This is a genomic window from Mesorhizobium sp. M1396 (assembly GCF_040317725.1).
Classification (GTDB): domain Bacteria; phylum Pseudomonadota; class Alphaproteobacteria; order Rhizobiales; family Rhizobiaceae; genus Mesorhizobium.
In genome coordinates, this window is record NZ_JAMYLA010000054.1 from 1 (window position 1) to 17,057 (window position 17,057).

Genomic DNA, 17,057 nt, shown 5'->3' on the forward strand with positions numbered 1-17,057 from the left:
AGAATCACAGACGATTCAACTTCTTCAACCCCTATCTGGCGCCTTCAAGAACTGCGCCGAAGCAAATGTGTGCGCACGCTAGCCCCTTGTGGGAGAAGGTGGATTGGCGCGCAGCGCCGAGACGGATGAGGGGTGCTCCGGCGGAGCAAGGCGTTCAAGCCGCCTGCGGCCGCCGCGCCAGCCCATCGCGGATGTGGCGCGCGAACTCCTGCGCGGCCGGCCCTATCCCATGCCTGGGCAAATGCAGGTTGATGGCAAAATTCGGCAGCGGCGGCAACCCGGACTCGGATGGCAATATGTCGAGATCGGCCGGCACGGTGGAGGCGAGCCAGGTGGTGACGGCAAGGTCGGAACGCACCGTCGCCGTCGTCGCATCGATGTTGCCGTTTTCGAAAACCGTGCGCCACTCCAGCCCATGCTCGCCGAGCGCCGCCAGCACCGCCGGCCGGAAGGCGCAGGTGTCGGCGACGATCGACACCGGCAGCGGCCGCTTGGCGCGGGCAACTCCGCCCTTGGCGCCGACCCAGACCAGCCGGTCGATGGCAAGGCATTCGCCCGCCGACGGGCCGACGCGTTCCTCGATCACCGCAAGGTCGATGGTCCCGGCCGAAAGGGCAGCGGTCAGTTCCGGCGACGAGGCGCAGACCAGCGATATCTCGACCTGCGGATAGGTCTCGGCATAGGTCTTCAGCACCGGTGCCAGCAAGGTGCCGACAAGATCGTAGGGCACGCCGAGCCGCACCTGGCCGGCCACCGGGTTGCCTGCCATTTCGGCCCAGATCTCGTCATTGAGGCCGAGCAGCCGCTTGCCCTTGCCGAACAGCTGTTCGCCGGCGCGCGTCAGCCGCAAGCCGCGCCTGTCGCGCTCGAACAGGCTGGAGCCGAGCGCCTCCTCCAGCCGCTTGACCTGCTGGCTGACGGCACCCTGCGTCAGATGCAGCGCATTGGCGGCCGCCGTCATGCTGGCCTTGTCGGCGACGGCGACGAAGGTGCGGATCAGCGCCATATCGAGATTTCGTATCATGATTGGCATTATGCCTTCTAATGCCAAGCATGGCAAACATTGCATTTACTGAAGTTCGTACACAGCTACGATGGCAACTTCCGAACAGAGGAAGCCGCATGCTCGAGCCCATCATCCCGCTCATCCTGTTTGCGATCGTTGCCACCACAACGCCCGGCATCGCCACGACCCTGTCGACCGCTTCCGGCGCGCAGTTCGGCTTTCGCCGTTCCGTCCCTTTGCTGGTCGGCAGCGCCGCCGGCCTCGCCACGGTGACGGGCGCAACGGCGGCTGGGCTCGCCGGCCTGCTGCTTGCCGTGCCCTCGCTGCAACTGGCGATGAAGGTCATCGGCTCGCTCTATCTCGTCTGGCTGGCGATCAAGATTGGCCGCAGCGGGCCGCCCAATCTGGATGTGACCATGGCCAGGCCGAACAGCTTTTTCGGCGGTGCCGGCATTCAATGGATGAATCCGAAAGGCTGGGCGATGGGGCTGGGCGCCGCGGCCTCGTTCGCCGCATTGGCCAGCGGCCCGATGCAACTCGCGCTGCTGCTCGGCACCACCTTCGGCCTCGCTGCAGCCGTCTCGCTGTCGCTGTGGTGCGTGGCCGGCATGCTGCTGGCCCGGCTGCTCAAGACCGAACGGCAATGGCGCGCGCTCAACATCGTGCTAGCGCTGGTGCTGGCCGCCTCGATCATCCCGATGTGGCGGACGGCTTAGAGCGCTCAAGCCACAATCCGCGCCAGTACCCGGACCTTCGGTCTACCTCCCCATAAGGGGGAGGTAGAGAGCGCAGCTTTCTCGCACCCGACAAGACCATTGTCGCATGGGGGGACGAGGCGCTTCCTCACCCTCCCCTTGTGGGGAGGGTCGCTGCGAAGCAGCGGGTTGGGGGTCCTGGTTCGCAAAGCGAACCAGCCTTTGCCACCTCAAGCCGCGTAGCGTGCCGCCGGCTTGTTGGCGTGCAGGCTGCCGTAGAAGGCTTGCCGGGCACCAAGGTAAGTGTCCAGCTTGGCCGCATCGGCAAGTCCCGGCACCGTGACGGCTTCGCCCCTGGCCAGGCCGACAAGCGCCGCATCGACCAGATCGTCGGCCGTCATGATGATTTCCTTCGGAAGCTGGTCGATATCACTGCCGGCAATTTCCCAGAAATCCGTCCGGGTCGCGCCGGGCAGCACCACCTGGGCCTTCACCTCGGTACCCGCGACCTCACGCTGCAGGGCCTCGGTGAAGTTGACGACATACGCCTTGGTGCCGCTGTAGATGCCGCCGAACGAGGTGTCGTAGGCCAGCACCGAGGCGATGTTGACGATGGCACCGCGATTGCGTGCGATCAGGCCGGGCAACACGGCACGGGTCAGCCGCGTCAAGGCGACGACATTGACCTTGATCATGCGCTCGGCCACGTCGGCGTCCGCCGTGGCCACCACTTGCGCACCGCCGAGGCCGGCATTGTTGACCAGCAGCGTCACGCTGTCGTCGGCCGATATCGCCTGCTCGACGCGGCGCACGTCATTGTCGTCGGCCAGATCGGCACTGATCACGCTGACCTTGCGGTTGTAGGCATAGCGCAGCTTCTCGGCCAGTTCCTCGAGCCGGTCGGCGCGCCGCGCCACCAGCACCAGATCATAGCCCTGCCCCGCCAGCCGGTCCGCATAGACCGCGCCGATGCCTGCCGAAGCACCGGTGACGACCGCCGTGCCCTTGTTGCTCTGTCCGCTCATTGTGCTGTTCCTTCTGTTTAAGTTGTTCGTTTCGACCTGACCACCGGCGCGCGGGCATTTGCCTCGCTCTGTCGAAAGGTCATCTGATTTCATTTAGTGGTATATGCCACTAAATATGAAGTAGGTATATGCCACTATCTTGTCAATGATCGAAGCGAGGATTATTTGACGGAGAGCGGCCGGACGTCATTCGCCGGCGCCAAGGACCCATTATGTCGAAGGATACCCTGCCCGGCCTGACGCTCTGCAATAACGCCGCGCTGCGCCGTTCGGCGCGCAAGCTCGGCCAGTTCTATGATGATGTGATGGCGCCTTCGGGCCTGAAGGCCACGCAGCAGGGCCTGCTCTACCAGATCCATATCGGCAACGAGCCGGCGATGGGCGCTATCGCAGCGTCGCTGATCATGGACCTGTCGGCGCTCGGCCATACGCTGAAGCCGCTGATCCGCGACGGCTATGTCGAGACCTTTGCCGACCCGGGCGATCGCCGCATCAAGCGCGTGCGGTTGACGCCGCAGGGTCTGGCCAAGCTCGAGGAGGCGATGAAGCTGTGGCAAATTGCCCAGCAGCGTTTCGAGGACGTGGCCGGCAAGGAACAGGCGCAAAGGCTGCGCGCGGCGCTGGATGAGATCGCCGCGCTGGATTTCGATCTGCCGCCGGCCACGCCCTGAGGGCCGGCGTTACCAACAGACTCTATTCGGCCGGCATGGCGACCGTTCTGGCCGCCCAGCGGCCCGCCAGCAGGATGCCGAGCCCGACGATCGGGAAGACCGCGGCGACAATGCCGAGATCGGCCGGCGCGCCATAGCGCAGCACCGCACCACCGACCACCGCCCCCAGCGCCACGCCGAGATAGAGCGCCGAACCGTTGAGCGACAGCACGATCGGGGCGGCGTCGGGCGCCAGTTTGATGATGCGGCTCGCTTGCCCCGGCGGGAACGCCCAGCCGACAATGCCCCACGGCACCATCATCGCCATCAGTGCCGGCCCGGCAATATGGGGCGGCAGGAAGGTCGGGATGACCGACAGCATGACCAGCATGGCGGCGCTCAAGGCCAGCGACCAGCCGACGGTGCGGGTCGCGCCGAACCGGTCGGCAGCCTGGCCGCCGGCAATGTTGCCGATGACGGCGCCGGCGCCGAAGGCGAGCAGCATGCCCGGCAGCGCGATCTGGCTGAGCCCGCCGCCCTCGATGGCAAGCGGGGCGACAAAGGCAAAGACGGTGAAGGCACCGGTCAGCGCCAGCAATGTCGTCACCAGGATCGGCATCACGCCGGGGCGAAGGGCCGCCGCCAGCCTGCGCTTGAGGGGCAGCCTGGTGCCGACGATGCCGCGCGGCAGCCTGTACCACAGTATGGCGCCGGCGAGCGCGCCGAGACCGGCGATGGCATAGAACGTGCCGCGCCAGCCGGCGATCGTCGCAACGAGAGCGCCGAGCGGCGCGCCGACGGCGACGGCCACCGTAGTGCCGCCGACGACGACGGCTATGGCACGCGCCCGGTGATGGTCATCGACCAGCGCCACCGCCGTGCCTTGCGCGGTCGCCGCGAATAGGCCCGACGACAGCGCCATGACGATGCGCGCGATCAACAGCAGCTCGAAGGAGGAACTCAAGGCGGCGGCAATGTTGCCGAGCACGAAGAACACCAGCGTCCACAGGATGACGCGGCGCCGGTCCCATTCGCCGGTCAGCGTCGCCAGGATCGGCGTGCCGACCGCGTAGGCGAGCGCGAAGGCGGTGATCAGCGTGCCGGCCAGCGGAATGGAAATGCCGGCATCCGCCGCGATGTCGGGCAGAAGGCTGGAGATGACGAAGCCTTCAGTCGAGATCGTGAACGATCCGAGCGCAAGCCAGAAGAGGCGCTTGTCCATGGGGCGATGTCCTTAGTTCAACAGTTATTGAACAATTGGACACAAAAGGGCATGATGTCAATGAAGCGAGGGAAAATTAGCTGAACCTTCCTGACAGCCCTGTGTCAGCATGGATCACGCAGAACAGTGTGGACGGCTGCGGCGGGATGGATGCGTTGAAATCGGCCCGAACTGTGCTTAGTTTCCAACCATGACCTTGCCACACCCCAATACGGACCAGATCAGCCTGCCCATCGTGCTCGGCGTGCTCGGCGACCCGACGCGGCTCGCCATCGTGCGGTATCTCGCCAGCAAGGAAGGCGTGCCGCTGAATTGCAGTCAGTTCCTCGATCTCGGCTCGAAGACCAATCTGAGCTACCATCTGGCCAAACTGCGCGAGGCCGGCGTCACCCGCGCCGAAGTGGTCGGCACCAACCGCATGATCACGCTGCGCCGTGCCGATCTCGACGCCCGCTTCCCCGGCCTGCTCGACAGCGTCATCGCCGCGGCCGGCGCTGAGCCGGCGCTGCCGGCGGTTGGTGGCCACGAGATCGAGATTTCTGCCTAGCCTTTTTCCTCTCCCTCGCGAAGTGGGGGCGAGGAACCCAAGTCCTGCAAGGTCGCCTTCCCGTGACCAGTCAACCCACGGAGCCCGCCGCATGCGCATTGCCGTCCTCGCCGATATCCATGGCAATGTGCTGGCGCTGGACGCCGTGCTTGAGGATCTGCGCCAGCGCGGCGGCGCGGACCTGACCGTCAATCTCGGCGACAGCGTTTCCGGCCCGCTATGGCCGCGCGAGACATTTGCGCGGCTGGAGGCGCTCGACCCGCCGACGGTGCGCGGCAATCACGACCGCCGCGTCGCCGCCGACCCGGCCGACGCAACCATGTGGGCCTCCGATGTCTATGCGCAACAGCGGCTGACACAGGCGCAGCGCGAAGTCCTCTTTGCCCAGCCGCTGACGCTGGAGATCGCGCCGGGCGTGATCGCCTTCCACGCCCGTCCCGACCACGACGAGAAATATCTGCTCGATACGATCGTCAATGGCCAGTTGGTGCGCGCGCCGCTGGCGGCGATCCGGCGCCGGCTGAAGGCGCTCGATCCCGCCTGCCGCATCGCACTGTGCGGCCACAGCCACCGGACGGAGCTAATCCGCATCCCCGATGGTCCGGTCATCTTCAATCCCGGAAGCATCGGCTGCCCCGCCTATGACGATTCGACGCCACCGGCGCATGTCTCCGAGCAAGGCTCGCCACACGCCCGTTACGGCATCGTCACCTTGGGCAGCGCCGGTCAGCCCGACCGCTTCGAGGCCATCGCCGTCGACTACGACCATGAGGTAGCGGCGCGCCAGGCCGAACAGGCGGGCCGGCCGGAATGGGCCCACGCGCTCAGAACGGGGTTCATGCCCCTACCCGGCTGAACGCTCTTGCGTTCATGCCGTCCAGCTCAGTTGGCTCACGGCCTGGCGGACCGGGTTGACAGTGGCGAAACGGCGGTCGAATTTTCGGGCTTACATGGCGGCGCGTCGTCCCTTATAAAACCGGCCGGGCATGCGGCGGGCTCAACTCGCCGCGGCATGGTATCAGCGCACGGCCAAATGATGAGGCGCACAGTTACGCTCCGAACAACCCTGCATGCGCTGATTGCCGCTCTGCTGCTGATGGCGGCATGGCCGGCCATTGCCCCCACTATGGCTGAAGAGGCGCCGGATCTCGTCATCTCCATCGTGACCGGCCTGGCGCCGGACGATCTTCTCAACGTCCGCACGGCCGCGTCGCCGATCGCCAAGGTCGAGATGCGCCTGACCGGCGGCGAAAGGGTCACCAATCTCGGCTGCAACGACATCAACGGCTACAAATGGTGCAAGGTCGAGAGCACGGGCAAGGAGAAGCTGAGCGGATGGGCGCCGGCGCGCTACCTCACCCCCCTCAATCCGGCCCCCTATGTCGAAGGCACGGCGAAACCGGCCGATGCGCCGGTGGTTGCCTCCACTGGCGATGAGGCGGGCAAGCCGGAGGCCGCAGCCGCCGTTGAAGCCGCCGTTTCCGCTCAGCCGCCGCCCGACCTGACGGCGCGGCTTGGCGGCACCGACCCGGCAAATGAAAACATGCCGAAATCCGCCGCTGAAATCGGCTACGCCGCGATGCGGGACGCCTATGGCCTGGCGCTGGCGGCGACCGAAACCTCAGAAGATGTCCAGGACGTCGCGGCGTCACGGCCGCCCGCTTCTGCCGCCGACGAGATTCCCTGCGCCCGCTATGTCGGCCAGCCGATGGAGCGCTGCAAGGTCAGCGCCGTGCGCGCCGCCGACAAGACCGACATCACGGTCACCTGGCCCGATGGCGGCACGCGCATCATCTCCTTCGTCGCTGGCAAGCCGGCCAGTTCCGACGCGCCTGGCGACTTCCGCTTCACCCGCGAAGGCAGCCTCAACATGATCCGCGTCGGGGTGTCGGAACGCTTCGAAATCACGGATCAGTTGGCGCTGGGGGATTAGGGATCAGGCAGTAGGCAGTAGGGAATAGGCATTAGGCGCTTGAACCTCCCCTACTGCCTACTGCCTACTGCCTACTGCCTATTGCCTATTGCCTACTGCCTACTCTCTCGCATTTTCGGGGTTACATCAGTCAAAACTCTTCCCTATAAGGCCCTCCTAGCCTGATACCAGAATCGCGAGCACAACCGGCCGGGTCTTCCCGTCCCGGTTTTTTGTGCAAGCCGCCCGCCGAACGGACCTATGACATGCCAAGACGCACCGACATCAAGTCGATCCTGATCATCGGGGCCGGCCCCATCGTCATCGGCCAGGCCTGCGAGTTCGACTATTCCGGCACCCAGGCCTGCAAGGCGCTGAAGGAAGAAGGCTTCCGCGTCATCCTGGTCAATTCCAACCCGGCCACCATCATGACCGACCCGGAACTGGCCGACGCCACCTATATCGAGCCGATCACTCCGGAAGTCGTGGCCAAGATCATCGCCAAGGAGCGGCCCGACGCGCTGCTGCCGACCATGGGCGGCCAGACCGCGCTCAACACCGCTTTGTCGCTGCGCCGCATGGGCGTGCTCGAGCGCTACAATGTCGAGATGATCGGCGCCGACGCCACGGCAATCGACAAGGCCGAGGACCGGGCGCTGTTTCGCGAGGCGATGAAGAAGATCGGCCTGGAAACGCCGAAGTCGATGCTGGCCAACGCCACCGACGTCAAGAACACCGACCGCAAGACGCATGAGGCCGAGCGCGCCGCGGTCAAGGCCGAGGCGCCTGCCGATCTCGACGCCGCGCTCGACGCGCTGGAAACCCGCTGGAACCTCGGCGAAGGCGACCGCAAGCAGCGCTACATCAGCCATGGCATGGCGATCGCAGCCCAGGCGCTCGACCATGTCGGACTGCCGGCCATCATCCGCCCGTCCTTCACCATGGGCGGCACCGGCGGCGGCATCGCCTACAACCGCGCCGAATTCTACGAGATCGTCCAGTCCGGCCTCGACGCCTCGCCGACCACCGAAGTGCTGATCGAGGAAAGCGTGCTCGGCTGGAAGGAGTATGAGATGGAGGTCGTCCGCGACAAGGCGGACAATTGCATCATCGTCTGCTCGATCGAGAACATCGACCCGATGGGCGTGCACACCGGCGATTCTATCACCGTCGCCCCGGCGCTGACGCTGACCGACAAGGAATACCAGATGATGCGCAACGCCTCGATCGCGGTGCTGCGCGAGATCGGCGTCGAGACCGGCGGCTCCAACGTGCAGTTCGCCGTCAATCCTGCGGACGGAAGGCTCGTCGTCATCGAGATGAACCCGCGCGTCTCGCGCTCGTCGGCTCTGGCTTCGAAGGCGACCGGTTTCCCCATCGCCAAGATCGCGGCCAAGCTTGCCGTCGGCTACACGCTGGACGAGCTGGAGAACGACATCACCGGCGGGGCGACGCCCGCCTCGTTCGAGCCCAGCATCGACTACGTCGTCACCAAAATCCCGCGTTTTGCGTTTGAAAAGTTCCCCGGCGCCGAGCCGGTGCTGACCACCGCCATGAAGTCGGTCGGCGAAGTGATGGCCATCGGCCGCACCTTCCAGGAATCGCTGCAGAAGGCGCTACGTGGACTGGAGACCGGCCTGACGGGTCTGGACGAAATCGAAATTCCCGGCCTCGGCTATGGTGCGGCGACCGCCAACCATGCCGACGACCGCAACGCCATCCGCGCCGCACTCGGCACGCCGACGCCCGACCGGCTGCGCATGGTGGCGCAGGCGATCCGCATGGGCACCTCGCTGGAAGACGTGCACGCCATGTGCAAGATCGACCCGTGGTTCCTCGAGCAGATCGCCGGCATCCTCGCCATGGAAGCCCGCATCCGCGAGCACGGCATCCCCGAGGACGCCGTCAACCTGCGCATGCTGAAGGCGATGGGTTTTTCCGACGCCCGCCTCGCCTCGCTGACGAAGACCGACGTCGAGGTGATTGCCAAGATCCGCGACAAGCTCGACGTTCATCCGGTTTACAAGCGCATCGACACCTGTGCGGCCGAGTTCGCCTCCCCCACCGCCTACATGTATTCGACCTATGAAGTGCCGTTTGCCGGCGCGCTGGCCAACGAGGCGCAGGTCTCGTCGCGCAAGAAGGTCGTCATCCTCGGCGGCGGACCCAACCGCATCGGCCAGGGCATCGAGTTCGACTATTGCTGCTGCCATGCCGCCTTTGCGCTGCGCGACGCCGGCTATGAGGCGATCATGATCAACTGCAACCCGGAGACCGTGTCGACCGACTACGATACGTCGGACCGGCTCTATTTCGAGCCGCTGACGGCCGAGGACGTGCTGGAGATCCTGCGCGCCGAACAGGCCTCGGGCGAACTGGTCGGCGTCATCGTCCAGTTCGGCGGCCAGACGCCGCTGAAGCTGGCGGATGCGCTGGAGAAGGCCGGCATCCCGATCCTCGGCACCTCGCCCGACATGATCGATCTGGCCGAAGACCGCGACCGCTTCCAGAAGCTCTTGCACAAGCTCGGCCTCAGCCAGCCGAAGAACGGCATCGCCTATTCGGTCGAGCAGGCCCGCCTCGTCGCCGGCGAGCTCGGCTTCCCCTTGGTTGTGCGCCCCTCCTATGTGCTCGGCGGCCGCGCCATGCAGATCATCCACAGCGAGGGCATGCTGCAAACTTACCTGCTCGACACCGTGCCCGGCCTGGTGCCGGAGGACATCAAGCAGAAATACCCCAACGACAAGACCGGCCAGATCAACACGCTCTTGGGCAAGAACCCGCTGCTGTTCGACACCTATCTCTCCGGCGCCATCGAGGTCGATGTCGACTGCCTCTGCGACGGCAAGGCGACCTTCGTCTCCGGCATTCTCGAACACATCGAGGAGGCCGGCATCCATTCGGGCGATAGTGCCTGCTCGCTGCCGGTGCACTCGCTGCCTTCGGAGCTGGTCGACGAGCTGGAGCGCCAGACGGCAGCCCTTGCCCGCGCGCTCAATGTCGGCGGCCTGATGAACGTGCAATATGCGATCAAGGACGGCACGGTCTATGTGCTGGAGGTCAACCCGCGCGCATCCCGCACCGTGCCTTTCGTCGCAAAAACCATCGGGCGTCCTATTGCAAAAATTGCGGCCCGCATCATGGCCGGCGAGAGCCTGGAAAACGCCTTCGCCCATTACGGCGCCATGCCCGACCCCAGGAACCCCGGCCACATCGCGGTCAAGGAAGCCGTCTTCCCCTTCGCGCGCTTCCCCGGCGTCGACATATTGCTTGGCCCGGAAATGCGCTCGACCGGCGAGGTCATGGGCCTCGACCGCGATTTCGCGCTGGCCTTCGCCAAGAGCCAGCTCGGCGCCGGCGTCGACCTGCCACGCTCCGGCACCCTGTTCGTCTCGGTGCGCGACGAGGACAAGAAGGGCATCCTGCCGGCGGTCAAGCGCCTCGCCGGCCTCGGCTTCAAGGTCATGGCGACCTCCGGCACCGCCCGCTTCCTCGCCGAAAACGGCGTCGTCGCCGAGAAAATAAACAAGGTGCTGGAAGGCCGCCCCCACATCGAAGACGCCATCCGCAACCGCCAGGTGCAGATCGTGTTCAACACGACGGATGGCCAGAAAGCGGTGTCGGACTCCAAGTCGCTGCGGCGAGCGACGCTGATGCAGAAGGTGCCGTATTATACGACGCTATCGGGTGCGGCAGCAGTGGCGGAGGCGATTGCGGCGCTGAAGGCGGGGAGTTTGGAGGTCAGGCCGCTGCAGGAGTATTTTGCGTGATAGAATTACAAATACTAACCTCTACGCCGCAGGCGAATTCTTTCTCGATATTTGTCGAAATTTCTTTTGAGCGTTTCGTAGCGAAGATCGTGAGACCATTTGTCATTAATGCTTCTGAGAGCTCTCTGATATTCACGCAAATCTTTGCCAAACTCACTATCTTCTTCTATTTTATTCTTGTCTCTAAGATCCAAGTGAAATTCATTGAGAAATGCCCTGGCTGATTTCAACGAGTCAAGGTTGATATCTCGGACGAACCAATAGAAGGCAGGAACACTGCCTGCAGATCTCAAAAGGCTATCGCGATGGCCAAACACTAGCATCATCCTATCGAGCAGCTCTAAGATTTCCGACTTTGCTACTGCTAACTCCGTTTCAGAATCTGCGTATTCCTCGACCAAATTGTCCAACGCCGCTTTCTTCGTATCTGCAGTGCCATCTTTGAGTTCGAAGGCGAGCAACTTCGCCGCATTGTTCAGGTGTTGTCCTCTTGAACTCTGATATGATGTGCAGTTGCCAAAAAATTCATGAGCCGAAATTGCCGTAATGGCGTCGGGCACGCTGCCCAACATCGCGTTGCGCTTTTCTGGGCCTGTCAGCACAAGGCCCTTGTTCAATCTTAAAAACAGTTCGCGAATTTTTATCGCATCATCCGTCACGACATGCATTACCGGCATTGGAAATTCCTCCACCCGGCTTGCTATTTCAGATGCGGTCTCCAGCAAATCCTTATAGAATAATCCTCCCAAATTGACGTCCGTGTCATCTAAGAAAGCGATGTAAGGAGACAAAGGAATCTCATTATTTAGAAAGGAAAATATCGCACTCAGCCTTTGCTTTCCATCAACAACCGCATATCTCATATTTTTTTCATTCAAATCAGTCCTAAGTGTTGTAAAATCAGCCAAATACAACTTCGGCATGTCGAAGCCGTTTATCATCGTATCAATCAACGACTGCTGATCTTCTAACTTCCAGAGGCTTCCGCTCCTCTGGTACTTTGGATCCATGTCAATTTGCGATCGCTTGGAATGCCACCATTTCGCGGACATGAATTGCCGATGCTGGACCTCAAACATAATTTATCCCTTTTGTTTTCTACTAATTTCTATAGCCAGCCCCTCAAGGTCCGGAAAAACCGTTGAGTACGTCATTCCATAGCTCTCAAGATCATTCATAATAATTTTTCTTTTCCTAGACTCCACTTGTATCCGTCGTAATATACCTCCGTTATGCTTTATTTTGAAATCGGAAGAAAAATCTTCCATTGTCTTCGGCTCCGAGCCAAATATTATAAATTTTCCTTTTTGGGCATTTATTCTTGGATTATTAACTATTCCTTGAATTGCTAAAGGCTCATTTCTGCTAATTTTTCCATCGAATTTTGGATGATACTGCACAATCATGCTATCATCCGTAGGGAATATTTTTGGTGCCTCGCCTATATCGCTCAACATCTTGCCGTTCCATTCGGCAGGATCAAGACACCACAGTACTGCATCTTCGGTATCGCGCCCACTAAGCAACGCAAAGAACAAGGCAACAAGTGGACTAGACGTCCAATCCAAAAGTCTCGTCGGCGCTCTGTAGTGCTGCATGAGAAAAAGTAAGTCCCATCTATCTCTTCCTCCTGGGCGATCAAATAGCGGTGAACGGCGGTTGAACTCGTCGTATGTAGTGTTCTCTCGTGCAACAACCAATTCTTTGACAAGGGGCACTGGTGAGCGATGCAATCCGGGTTGCAACATATAGAATTCCGCACCGTGACCTCTGTACCAAAGCTCAGAGTTAGCCGCTAATTTCCGAAATTTTTCGATGCTAGAAATGAATTCTGAAAATGACTTTATTGCCATAGAGACCGGCCCCCCTCCAGATGCCCTAAGTAACGCTACGTCTAAACCGTCGTCGTTCCAATCCCCCTCAAGCCACCGCCACGCACTCAATCTCAATATCGAACTCCATCGGCCACGACGCCACCGGCACAAAACTCCGCGCCGGCGGGTTGACGCTGAAGTACTTCGCATAAACCCGGTTGATCGCGTTGTAGAAGCCGGAATTGACGGCGTAGATGCGCACCATCACGACATTGTCGAGCGAAGTACCTGCCGCTTCCAGGCAGTGTTTCAGCGCCTTCAGCGACGCCTCGGTCTGCGTTTCGATGTCGCCGCGCACCATCTCGCCGGTCACCATGTCCACCGGCGGCGTCGCCGAGATGAACACGAAGCCGTTGGCCCTCCCCGCTGTCGAGCAGGGAAGGCCAAGCGCCCGCACCTTGGCCGACATGACAGGCACTTCGATGATTTCCTTCTTCATGGCAATCCTCCCTTTGTTTGCAGGGAGCTTATCCCGGCGCCAATGGAACGCCAGCGCCGACGCATGGTCCAGAGCCAGCCGCTCACCCCTGCCCGGATGCGGCGTGCAGAAAGCGGATGTCGGCGTTGCAGTTCATCAGACTGATGTCAGAGCAAGTGATGGGGAGCGCGCCTCCCTTCTCCCCTTGTGGGCCCACAAGGGGAGAAGGGAAGATCAAGCCGTCGCCACACACTCGATCTCGATATCGAACTCCATCGGCCATGACGCCACTGGCACGAAGGTCCGTGATGGCGGGTTTTCGGGGAAATGCCTGGCATAAACTCGGTTGATGGCGTTGTAGAAGCCGGAATTGACGGCGTAGATGCGCACCATCACCACGTTTTCCAGCGAGGTGCCCGCCGCTTCCAGGCAGTGTTTCAGCGCCTTCAGCGACGCTTCGGTCTGTGTTTCGATATCGCCCTTGACCAGCCTGCCGGTCGCAATATCGAGCGGCGGCGTGCCGGACACGAAGACCAGCCCTGCGGCCCTGGTCACCAGCGACAGCGGCACGCCCAGCGTGCGCACGGCCGCCGACAGCACCGGCACTTCGATGACTTCCTTCTTCACGGCAATCTCCCTCTCATTTGCAGGGAGCTTATCTGCCTGCCTTGGGAAGGCCAGTGCCGATGCTCGGTTTGGCTAGAGAAAACCGATGAACCGTCCGGTGAGAAGCACGGAGGTCCGCAGCAGCGCGACGAACGCCCGCTTATTTGCGCGCGCCGCCAAGCGCCCGCTCTATCGCCGCATGAACGACCCTGCCTTGCTAATGACATCCATGCGCGCCACTCTCGCCTCTCCTGGCCGCTCTTCTCCCACGCTGAAGACCGGACTCACATCAAAACGAGGCAAACCATGAGCAGCATGAGAGACCGTCAGGAAGGCTTCGAAAAGAAGTTTGCTATGGACGAGGAAACGAAGTTCAGGGCCATGGCGCGCCGCAACAAGCTGCTCGGCCTGTGGGCCGCCGAAAAGCTCGGCAAATCCGGTGCGGACGCCGACGCCTATGCGAAGGAGGTTGTGCACGCGGACTTCGAGGAGACCGGCGACAACGATGTGTTCCGCAAGGTACGCGCCGATTTCGACGCGGCAGGCATCGCCCAGTCGGATGCTCAGATACGCACCGCCATGGAAGACCTGCTGGTGACCGCGGTCGAACAGATCAGATCGACCTGAACATCGCTCAGCCCTGCCCCGGATACGGCGTGCCGTCCTTGTGCAGGAACCGCCCGTCGGGGCTTGGGCTCATCATGTCGATGTCGGAGCAAGTGATGACATCGTCCGGGTCGCGCGAGCCGACCTCCAGATAGAGCGCCGTCGTCGACGACCGGTTGATCAGATGGTGGCCGTTGCCGCTGTTCTTGGCGAAGGTCGCGCAGTCGCCTGCCCTGAGCGGCGTTTCGCCGTCATCCTCGACCAGCGTCAGTTCGCCCTCCAGCACATGGACGAACTCGTCCTCATGGCTGTGCCAGTGGCGCTGGCTGGACCAGCCACCGGGTGGCAGGGTCATGAGGTTGACGCCGAAATCGGTGAGACCGCCTGCATCGCCCAGGCGGCGGCGCGTGCGCTCGGCGCAGGGGGCATCGAAGGGTGCGGGGTAGCCGGAGCCTTTGCGGATGGGAACGGCTGATAGATCGACCTTGGGCATGGGTGTCTCCCTCGGATTGATTGCCGCAGTCTAATTCATGGAGGACGGAGGCACAGGGCCAGCTTGCGGCAGTGGTTTGCCAACAGGCTAGCATCCAACGTGGCACTCTACGGCGCCCCCTCTGTCCTCCCGGACATCTCCCCCACAAGGAGGGAGATTGGCCGTCACTGCGGCCTTCGCTAATTTTCACCGTTGCAAGAAGAGCGCCGGCGCCGAAGCTGCCAATCTCCCCACCTGTGGGGGAGATGTCCGGCAGGACAGAGGGGGGCGCCGTAGGGCGCCGACCTTGAACCGCCTTCAACCCTGGTGCGCGACCGCCAGTTCCTTCACGTGCTTCTCGTGCATCCGCAGCGTCGGCAGCGTCTTCTTGGCGAATTCCTTCAGCGCCGGGTCGTCGCCTGACCGCGCATAGGTGGAAAACAGCGCCACCGCCTGCTTGTGCGCTTCGGTCTGCAGGGCGATGTATTTGGCCTGGAAGGGCTCGCCATCCAGAGCCTTGAGCTGGTCCAGCATCGCCTGGTCCTTCGGCAGCAGCGGTGGGCCTTCGGGTGCCACCGACGCGGTGGTCTGGCTCTTTTCCCGAGCCATCCTGAAATCCTGGCCGGCCTTGGTGTGGTCCTTGACCATCAGCCCGGCGAAATCCTTCACGTCCGCCGCAACGCCCTTCTCCTCAGCCAGCTTGCTGCTCTCGATCTCGAAACGATTGGCGCTGGCCAGCGTCCTGGAGAAGGTCTCGGTGTCGACCTTGTTTTCCGAAAGCGGCGGCACTCCGGCGGGTGCTGCCTGCTGCGCGAAAGCCGTGGGCGCGCCGGCCAGAAGGGCCAGCGTGGCGATGGTGAGATAGGGTCTCATCTGAACTCTCCGTGTTGGGTCCCAAAGGCCCAACGCGGCAGACAGAATGAAGTTGCGCTTCGCTTGGCCCTCAATGGCAGCACGCCTCGCCATATTGCAGCTGTTCGTTCCAGTTCGGCCGGCCTTCGGGCGTGAAATCCATCAGGTTCCACAGGATCTCGCAAGTGCCGATGGCACGCGGGTCCTGGCCGGGTTCCGGCGACGCGAAGCCGAGTTCGGACGACCAGAAATGGCGGATGCCGTCGGCGTCGCGATGGAACACCGACAGCAGCGGGATCTGCGCGCCGTCGGCATCCTCGGCATTGTAGTCGCGCTTGAAGCTGTTGGAGGCCGAAGACACCAGCCGCATGTTACGCCAGCCCCTGTCGCGGCCAAGCGTGACCAGGTTTTCGAGCGCGGTCTTGCCGACCACCGCGAAATTGAAACCCGCCGCCTCGAGATGGCCGACCGCGCCGTCGAACTGGTCGAGCAGCGCCGTACAGGACGGGCATGGCTGGTCCTGTCGCGCCAGCTTCGCCGTGCCGCCGCTGGTGGCCACCTCGCGCGTCTCCTGGGGATGGCGCGGAAACATCATGTTGTACAGGATCAGGCTGTTCTTTCCCTGTGCGAACAGCTCCGAAAGTTTGACCCTTGCTGGCCTTCCATCGGTATCCAGCCCGTCGAACTCATAGTCCTGGCGGATCAGTCCGCCGGGAGGCAGCGCCCGCCGCGCCTCGGCCACGTCCTCCATGGCGCGGCGCAGCTCCATTTCCTTCCGCAGCAGTTTTTCACGCGCGGTGCGGTATCTGGCGGACTCGTTGGGAAAGGTGATCATGATCGTCTCCTTGGTCGTCGCGCCGGCGTCCCGGCGCGGTTGCTCTACGACCCAAGGACGTCTGGCGACGATCGACTCCGACATTTTTGCGCGCGGCAAGACGACAACGGCGGAGCCTTTCGCAGGACCGGCGAACGCTACTGCGCCGCCGGCACCGGGCAGTCCATCACCCCTTCCTCGCAATGGAGGTAACCCTGAAAATCCTTCAGCCGTTTTTCGGTCAATCCGGCCTGGCAATTGGCGATCACCATGGGACGGATGCTGCCGGCGGTTTCGGGCGGGCCGCCCTGGAAATTGCATTCGGCGTCACGGAAAGCGACCCAGGCGCGCTGCGCATTGACCAGCAGCTTCTTCGACGCGGCATTGTCCTTCAGCCTGCCCTCGATCTGCCTGTAGGCGTCATTGAGCTTCTTGTCGGACGCCGCGAAATCCTTGCCGGCGCACTCGTTCATGGTCGCCTGGTCCTGCGCATTGGCGCAGTCGTCGGCGGCCCGCGCGGTGTTCACAAAGAGCGGGGCGGCAAGTATCAGGGTGGCAAGGCTGGAGAGCAGAAACCGCATCACGTTT

The 17,057-nt window shown here is 62.6% G+C and carries 18 protein-coding genes; 7 read left to right on the forward strand and 11 right to left on the reverse strand.

The genetic code is table 11. The annotated features are described in order from the left end of the window. Positions 1-154: 154 nt before the first annotated feature. Positions 155-1,024 carry a LysR substrate-binding domain-containing protein gene (locus NKH02_RS27540; RefSeq protein ID WP_352882904.1) on the reverse strand — a complete coding sequence of 290 codons (870 nt, stop codon included), beginning with the start codon at positions 1,022-1,024 and terminating at the stop codon, positions 155-157. 98 nt (positions 1,025-1,122) lie between these two features. Here NKH02_RS27540 and NKH02_RS27545 point away from each other — a divergent pair, with 98 nt between their 5' ends. Further along, positions 1,123-1,722, forward strand: a complete 600-nt coding sequence (locus tag NKH02_RS27545; RefSeq protein WP_352863732.1) for a LysE family translocator — start codon at positions 1,123-1,125, stop codon at positions 1,720-1,722. Between the two features lie 209 nt (positions 1,723-1,931). Here NKH02_RS27545 and NKH02_RS27550 read toward each other — a convergent pair whose 3' ends face one another. Then, on the reverse strand, positions 1,932-2,726 hold the full coding sequence (locus NKH02_RS27550) for an SDR family NAD(P)-dependent oxidoreductase (RefSeq protein ID WP_352882853.1): 795 nt from the start codon (positions 2,724-2,726) through the stop codon (positions 1,932-1,934). 212 nt (positions 2,727-2,938) lie between these two features. Between NKH02_RS27550 and NKH02_RS27555 the strand changes: the two genes are divergently transcribed. Continuing rightward, complete coding sequence (locus NKH02_RS27555) at positions 2,939-3,397, forward strand: MarR family winged helix-turn-helix transcriptional regulator (protein ID WP_352882854.1); 459 nt, start codon at positions 2,939-2,941, stop codon at positions 3,395-3,397. Positions 3,398-3,419: 22 nt separating this feature from the next. Here the strand turns inward: NKH02_RS27555 and NKH02_RS27560 are convergent, their stop codons facing one another. Then, positions 3,420-4,598, reverse strand: coding sequence for an MFS transporter (locus NKH02_RS27560; RefSeq protein WP_352882855.1), 1,179 nt, complete (start codon positions 4,596-4,598; stop codon positions 3,420-3,422). Positions 4,599-4,788: 190 nt separating this feature from the next. Between NKH02_RS27560 and NKH02_RS27565 the strand changes: the two genes are divergently transcribed. From NKH02_RS27565 to carB, 4 genes are all read left to right on the forward strand, one after another. Continuing rightward, complete coding sequence (locus NKH02_RS27565) at positions 4,789-5,145, forward strand: ArsR/SmtB family transcription factor (RefSeq protein WP_352863740.1); 357 nt, start codon at positions 4,789-4,791, stop codon at positions 5,143-5,145. Positions 5,146-5,236: 91 nt separating this feature from the next. Next, complete coding sequence (locus NKH02_RS27570) at positions 5,237-6,001, forward strand: metallophosphoesterase family protein (protein WP_352882856.1); 765 nt, start codon at positions 5,237-5,239, stop codon at positions 5,999-6,001. Positions 6,002-6,178: 177 nt separating this feature from the next. Beyond that, positions 6,179-7,078, forward strand: coding sequence for an SH3 domain-containing protein (locus NKH02_RS27575; protein WP_352882858.1), 900 nt, complete (start codon positions 6,179-6,181; stop codon positions 7,076-7,078). Between the two features lie 245 nt (positions 7,079-7,323). Beyond that, positions 7,324-10,827 (forward strand): carbamoyl-phosphate synthase large subunit, encoded by a 3,504-nt coding sequence (carB, locus tag NKH02_RS27580; protein WP_352882859.1) that lies wholly within the window; start codon positions 7,324-7,326, stop codon positions 10,825-10,827. Positions 10,828-10,841: 14 nt separating this feature from the next. On the opposite strand, the gene NKH02_RS27585 is transcribed toward carB, so the two are convergent. The 4 genes from NKH02_RS27585 to NKH02_RS27600 all read right to left on the reverse strand — a co-directional run bounded on the left by NKH02_RS27585 (position 10,842) and on the right by NKH02_RS27600 (position 13,746). Further along, entirely contained in the window at positions 10,842-11,906 is a 1,065-nt protein-coding gene (locus NKH02_RS27585; RefSeq protein WP_352882861.1) for a DUF262 domain-containing protein, read from the reverse strand. Positions 11,907-11,909: 3 nt separating this feature from the next. Next, positions 11,910-12,680: an FRG domain-containing protein gene (locus NKH02_RS27590; RefSeq protein ID WP_352882862.1), complete on the reverse strand. Its 771-nt coding sequence runs from the start codon at positions 12,678-12,680 to the stop codon at positions 11,910-11,912. Positions 12,681-12,747: 67 nt separating this feature from the next. After that, positions 12,748-13,140 carry a RidA family protein gene (locus NKH02_RS27595; protein ID WP_352882863.1) on the reverse strand — a complete coding sequence of 131 codons (393 nt, stop codon included), beginning with the start codon at positions 13,138-13,140 and terminating at the stop codon, positions 12,748-12,750. Positions 13,141-13,353: 213 nt separating this feature from the next. Further along, a complete protein-coding gene (locus NKH02_RS27600) occupies positions 13,354-13,746 on the reverse strand; it encodes a RidA family protein (RefSeq protein WP_352882865.1) in 393 nt (130 codons plus the stop codon). A gap of 285 nt (positions 13,747-14,031) precedes the next feature. Here NKH02_RS27600 and NKH02_RS27605 point away from each other — a divergent pair, with 285 nt between their 5' ends. Next, on the forward strand, positions 14,032-14,352 hold the full coding sequence (locus tag NKH02_RS27605; protein ID WP_352882866.1) for a DUF1476 domain-containing protein: 321 nt from the start codon (positions 14,032-14,034) through the stop codon (positions 14,350-14,352). 7 nt (positions 14,353-14,359) lie between these two features. Here NKH02_RS27605 and NKH02_RS27610 read toward each other — a convergent pair whose 3' ends face one another. The 4 genes from NKH02_RS27610 to NKH02_RS27625 all read right to left on the reverse strand — a co-directional run bounded on the left by NKH02_RS27610 (position 14,360) and on the right by NKH02_RS27625 (position 17,050). Continuing rightward, the gene (locus NKH02_RS27610; protein WP_352882867.1) at positions 14,360-14,824 is read right to left on the reverse strand and encodes a cupin domain-containing protein; all 465 of its coding nucleotides are present in this window, start codon (positions 14,822-14,824) and stop codon (positions 14,360-14,362) included. 297 nt (positions 14,825-15,121) lie between these two features. Beyond that, positions 15,122-15,676 (reverse strand): DUF4142 domain-containing protein, encoded by a 555-nt coding sequence (locus NKH02_RS27615; RefSeq protein WP_352882868.1) that lies wholly within the window; start codon positions 15,674-15,676, stop codon positions 15,122-15,124. 70 nt (positions 15,677-15,746) lie between these two features. Further along, on the reverse strand, positions 15,747-16,490 hold the full coding sequence (locus NKH02_RS27620) for a DUF899 family protein (protein WP_352882869.1): 744 nt from the start codon (positions 16,488-16,490) through the stop codon (positions 15,747-15,749). Between the two features lie 137 nt (positions 16,491-16,627). Next, positions 16,628-17,050 (reverse strand): lysozyme inhibitor LprI family protein, encoded by a 423-nt coding sequence (locus tag NKH02_RS27625; RefSeq protein ID WP_352882870.1) that lies wholly within the window; start codon positions 17,048-17,050, stop codon positions 16,628-16,630. Between the last annotated feature and the right edge of the window lie 7 nt (positions 17,051-17,057).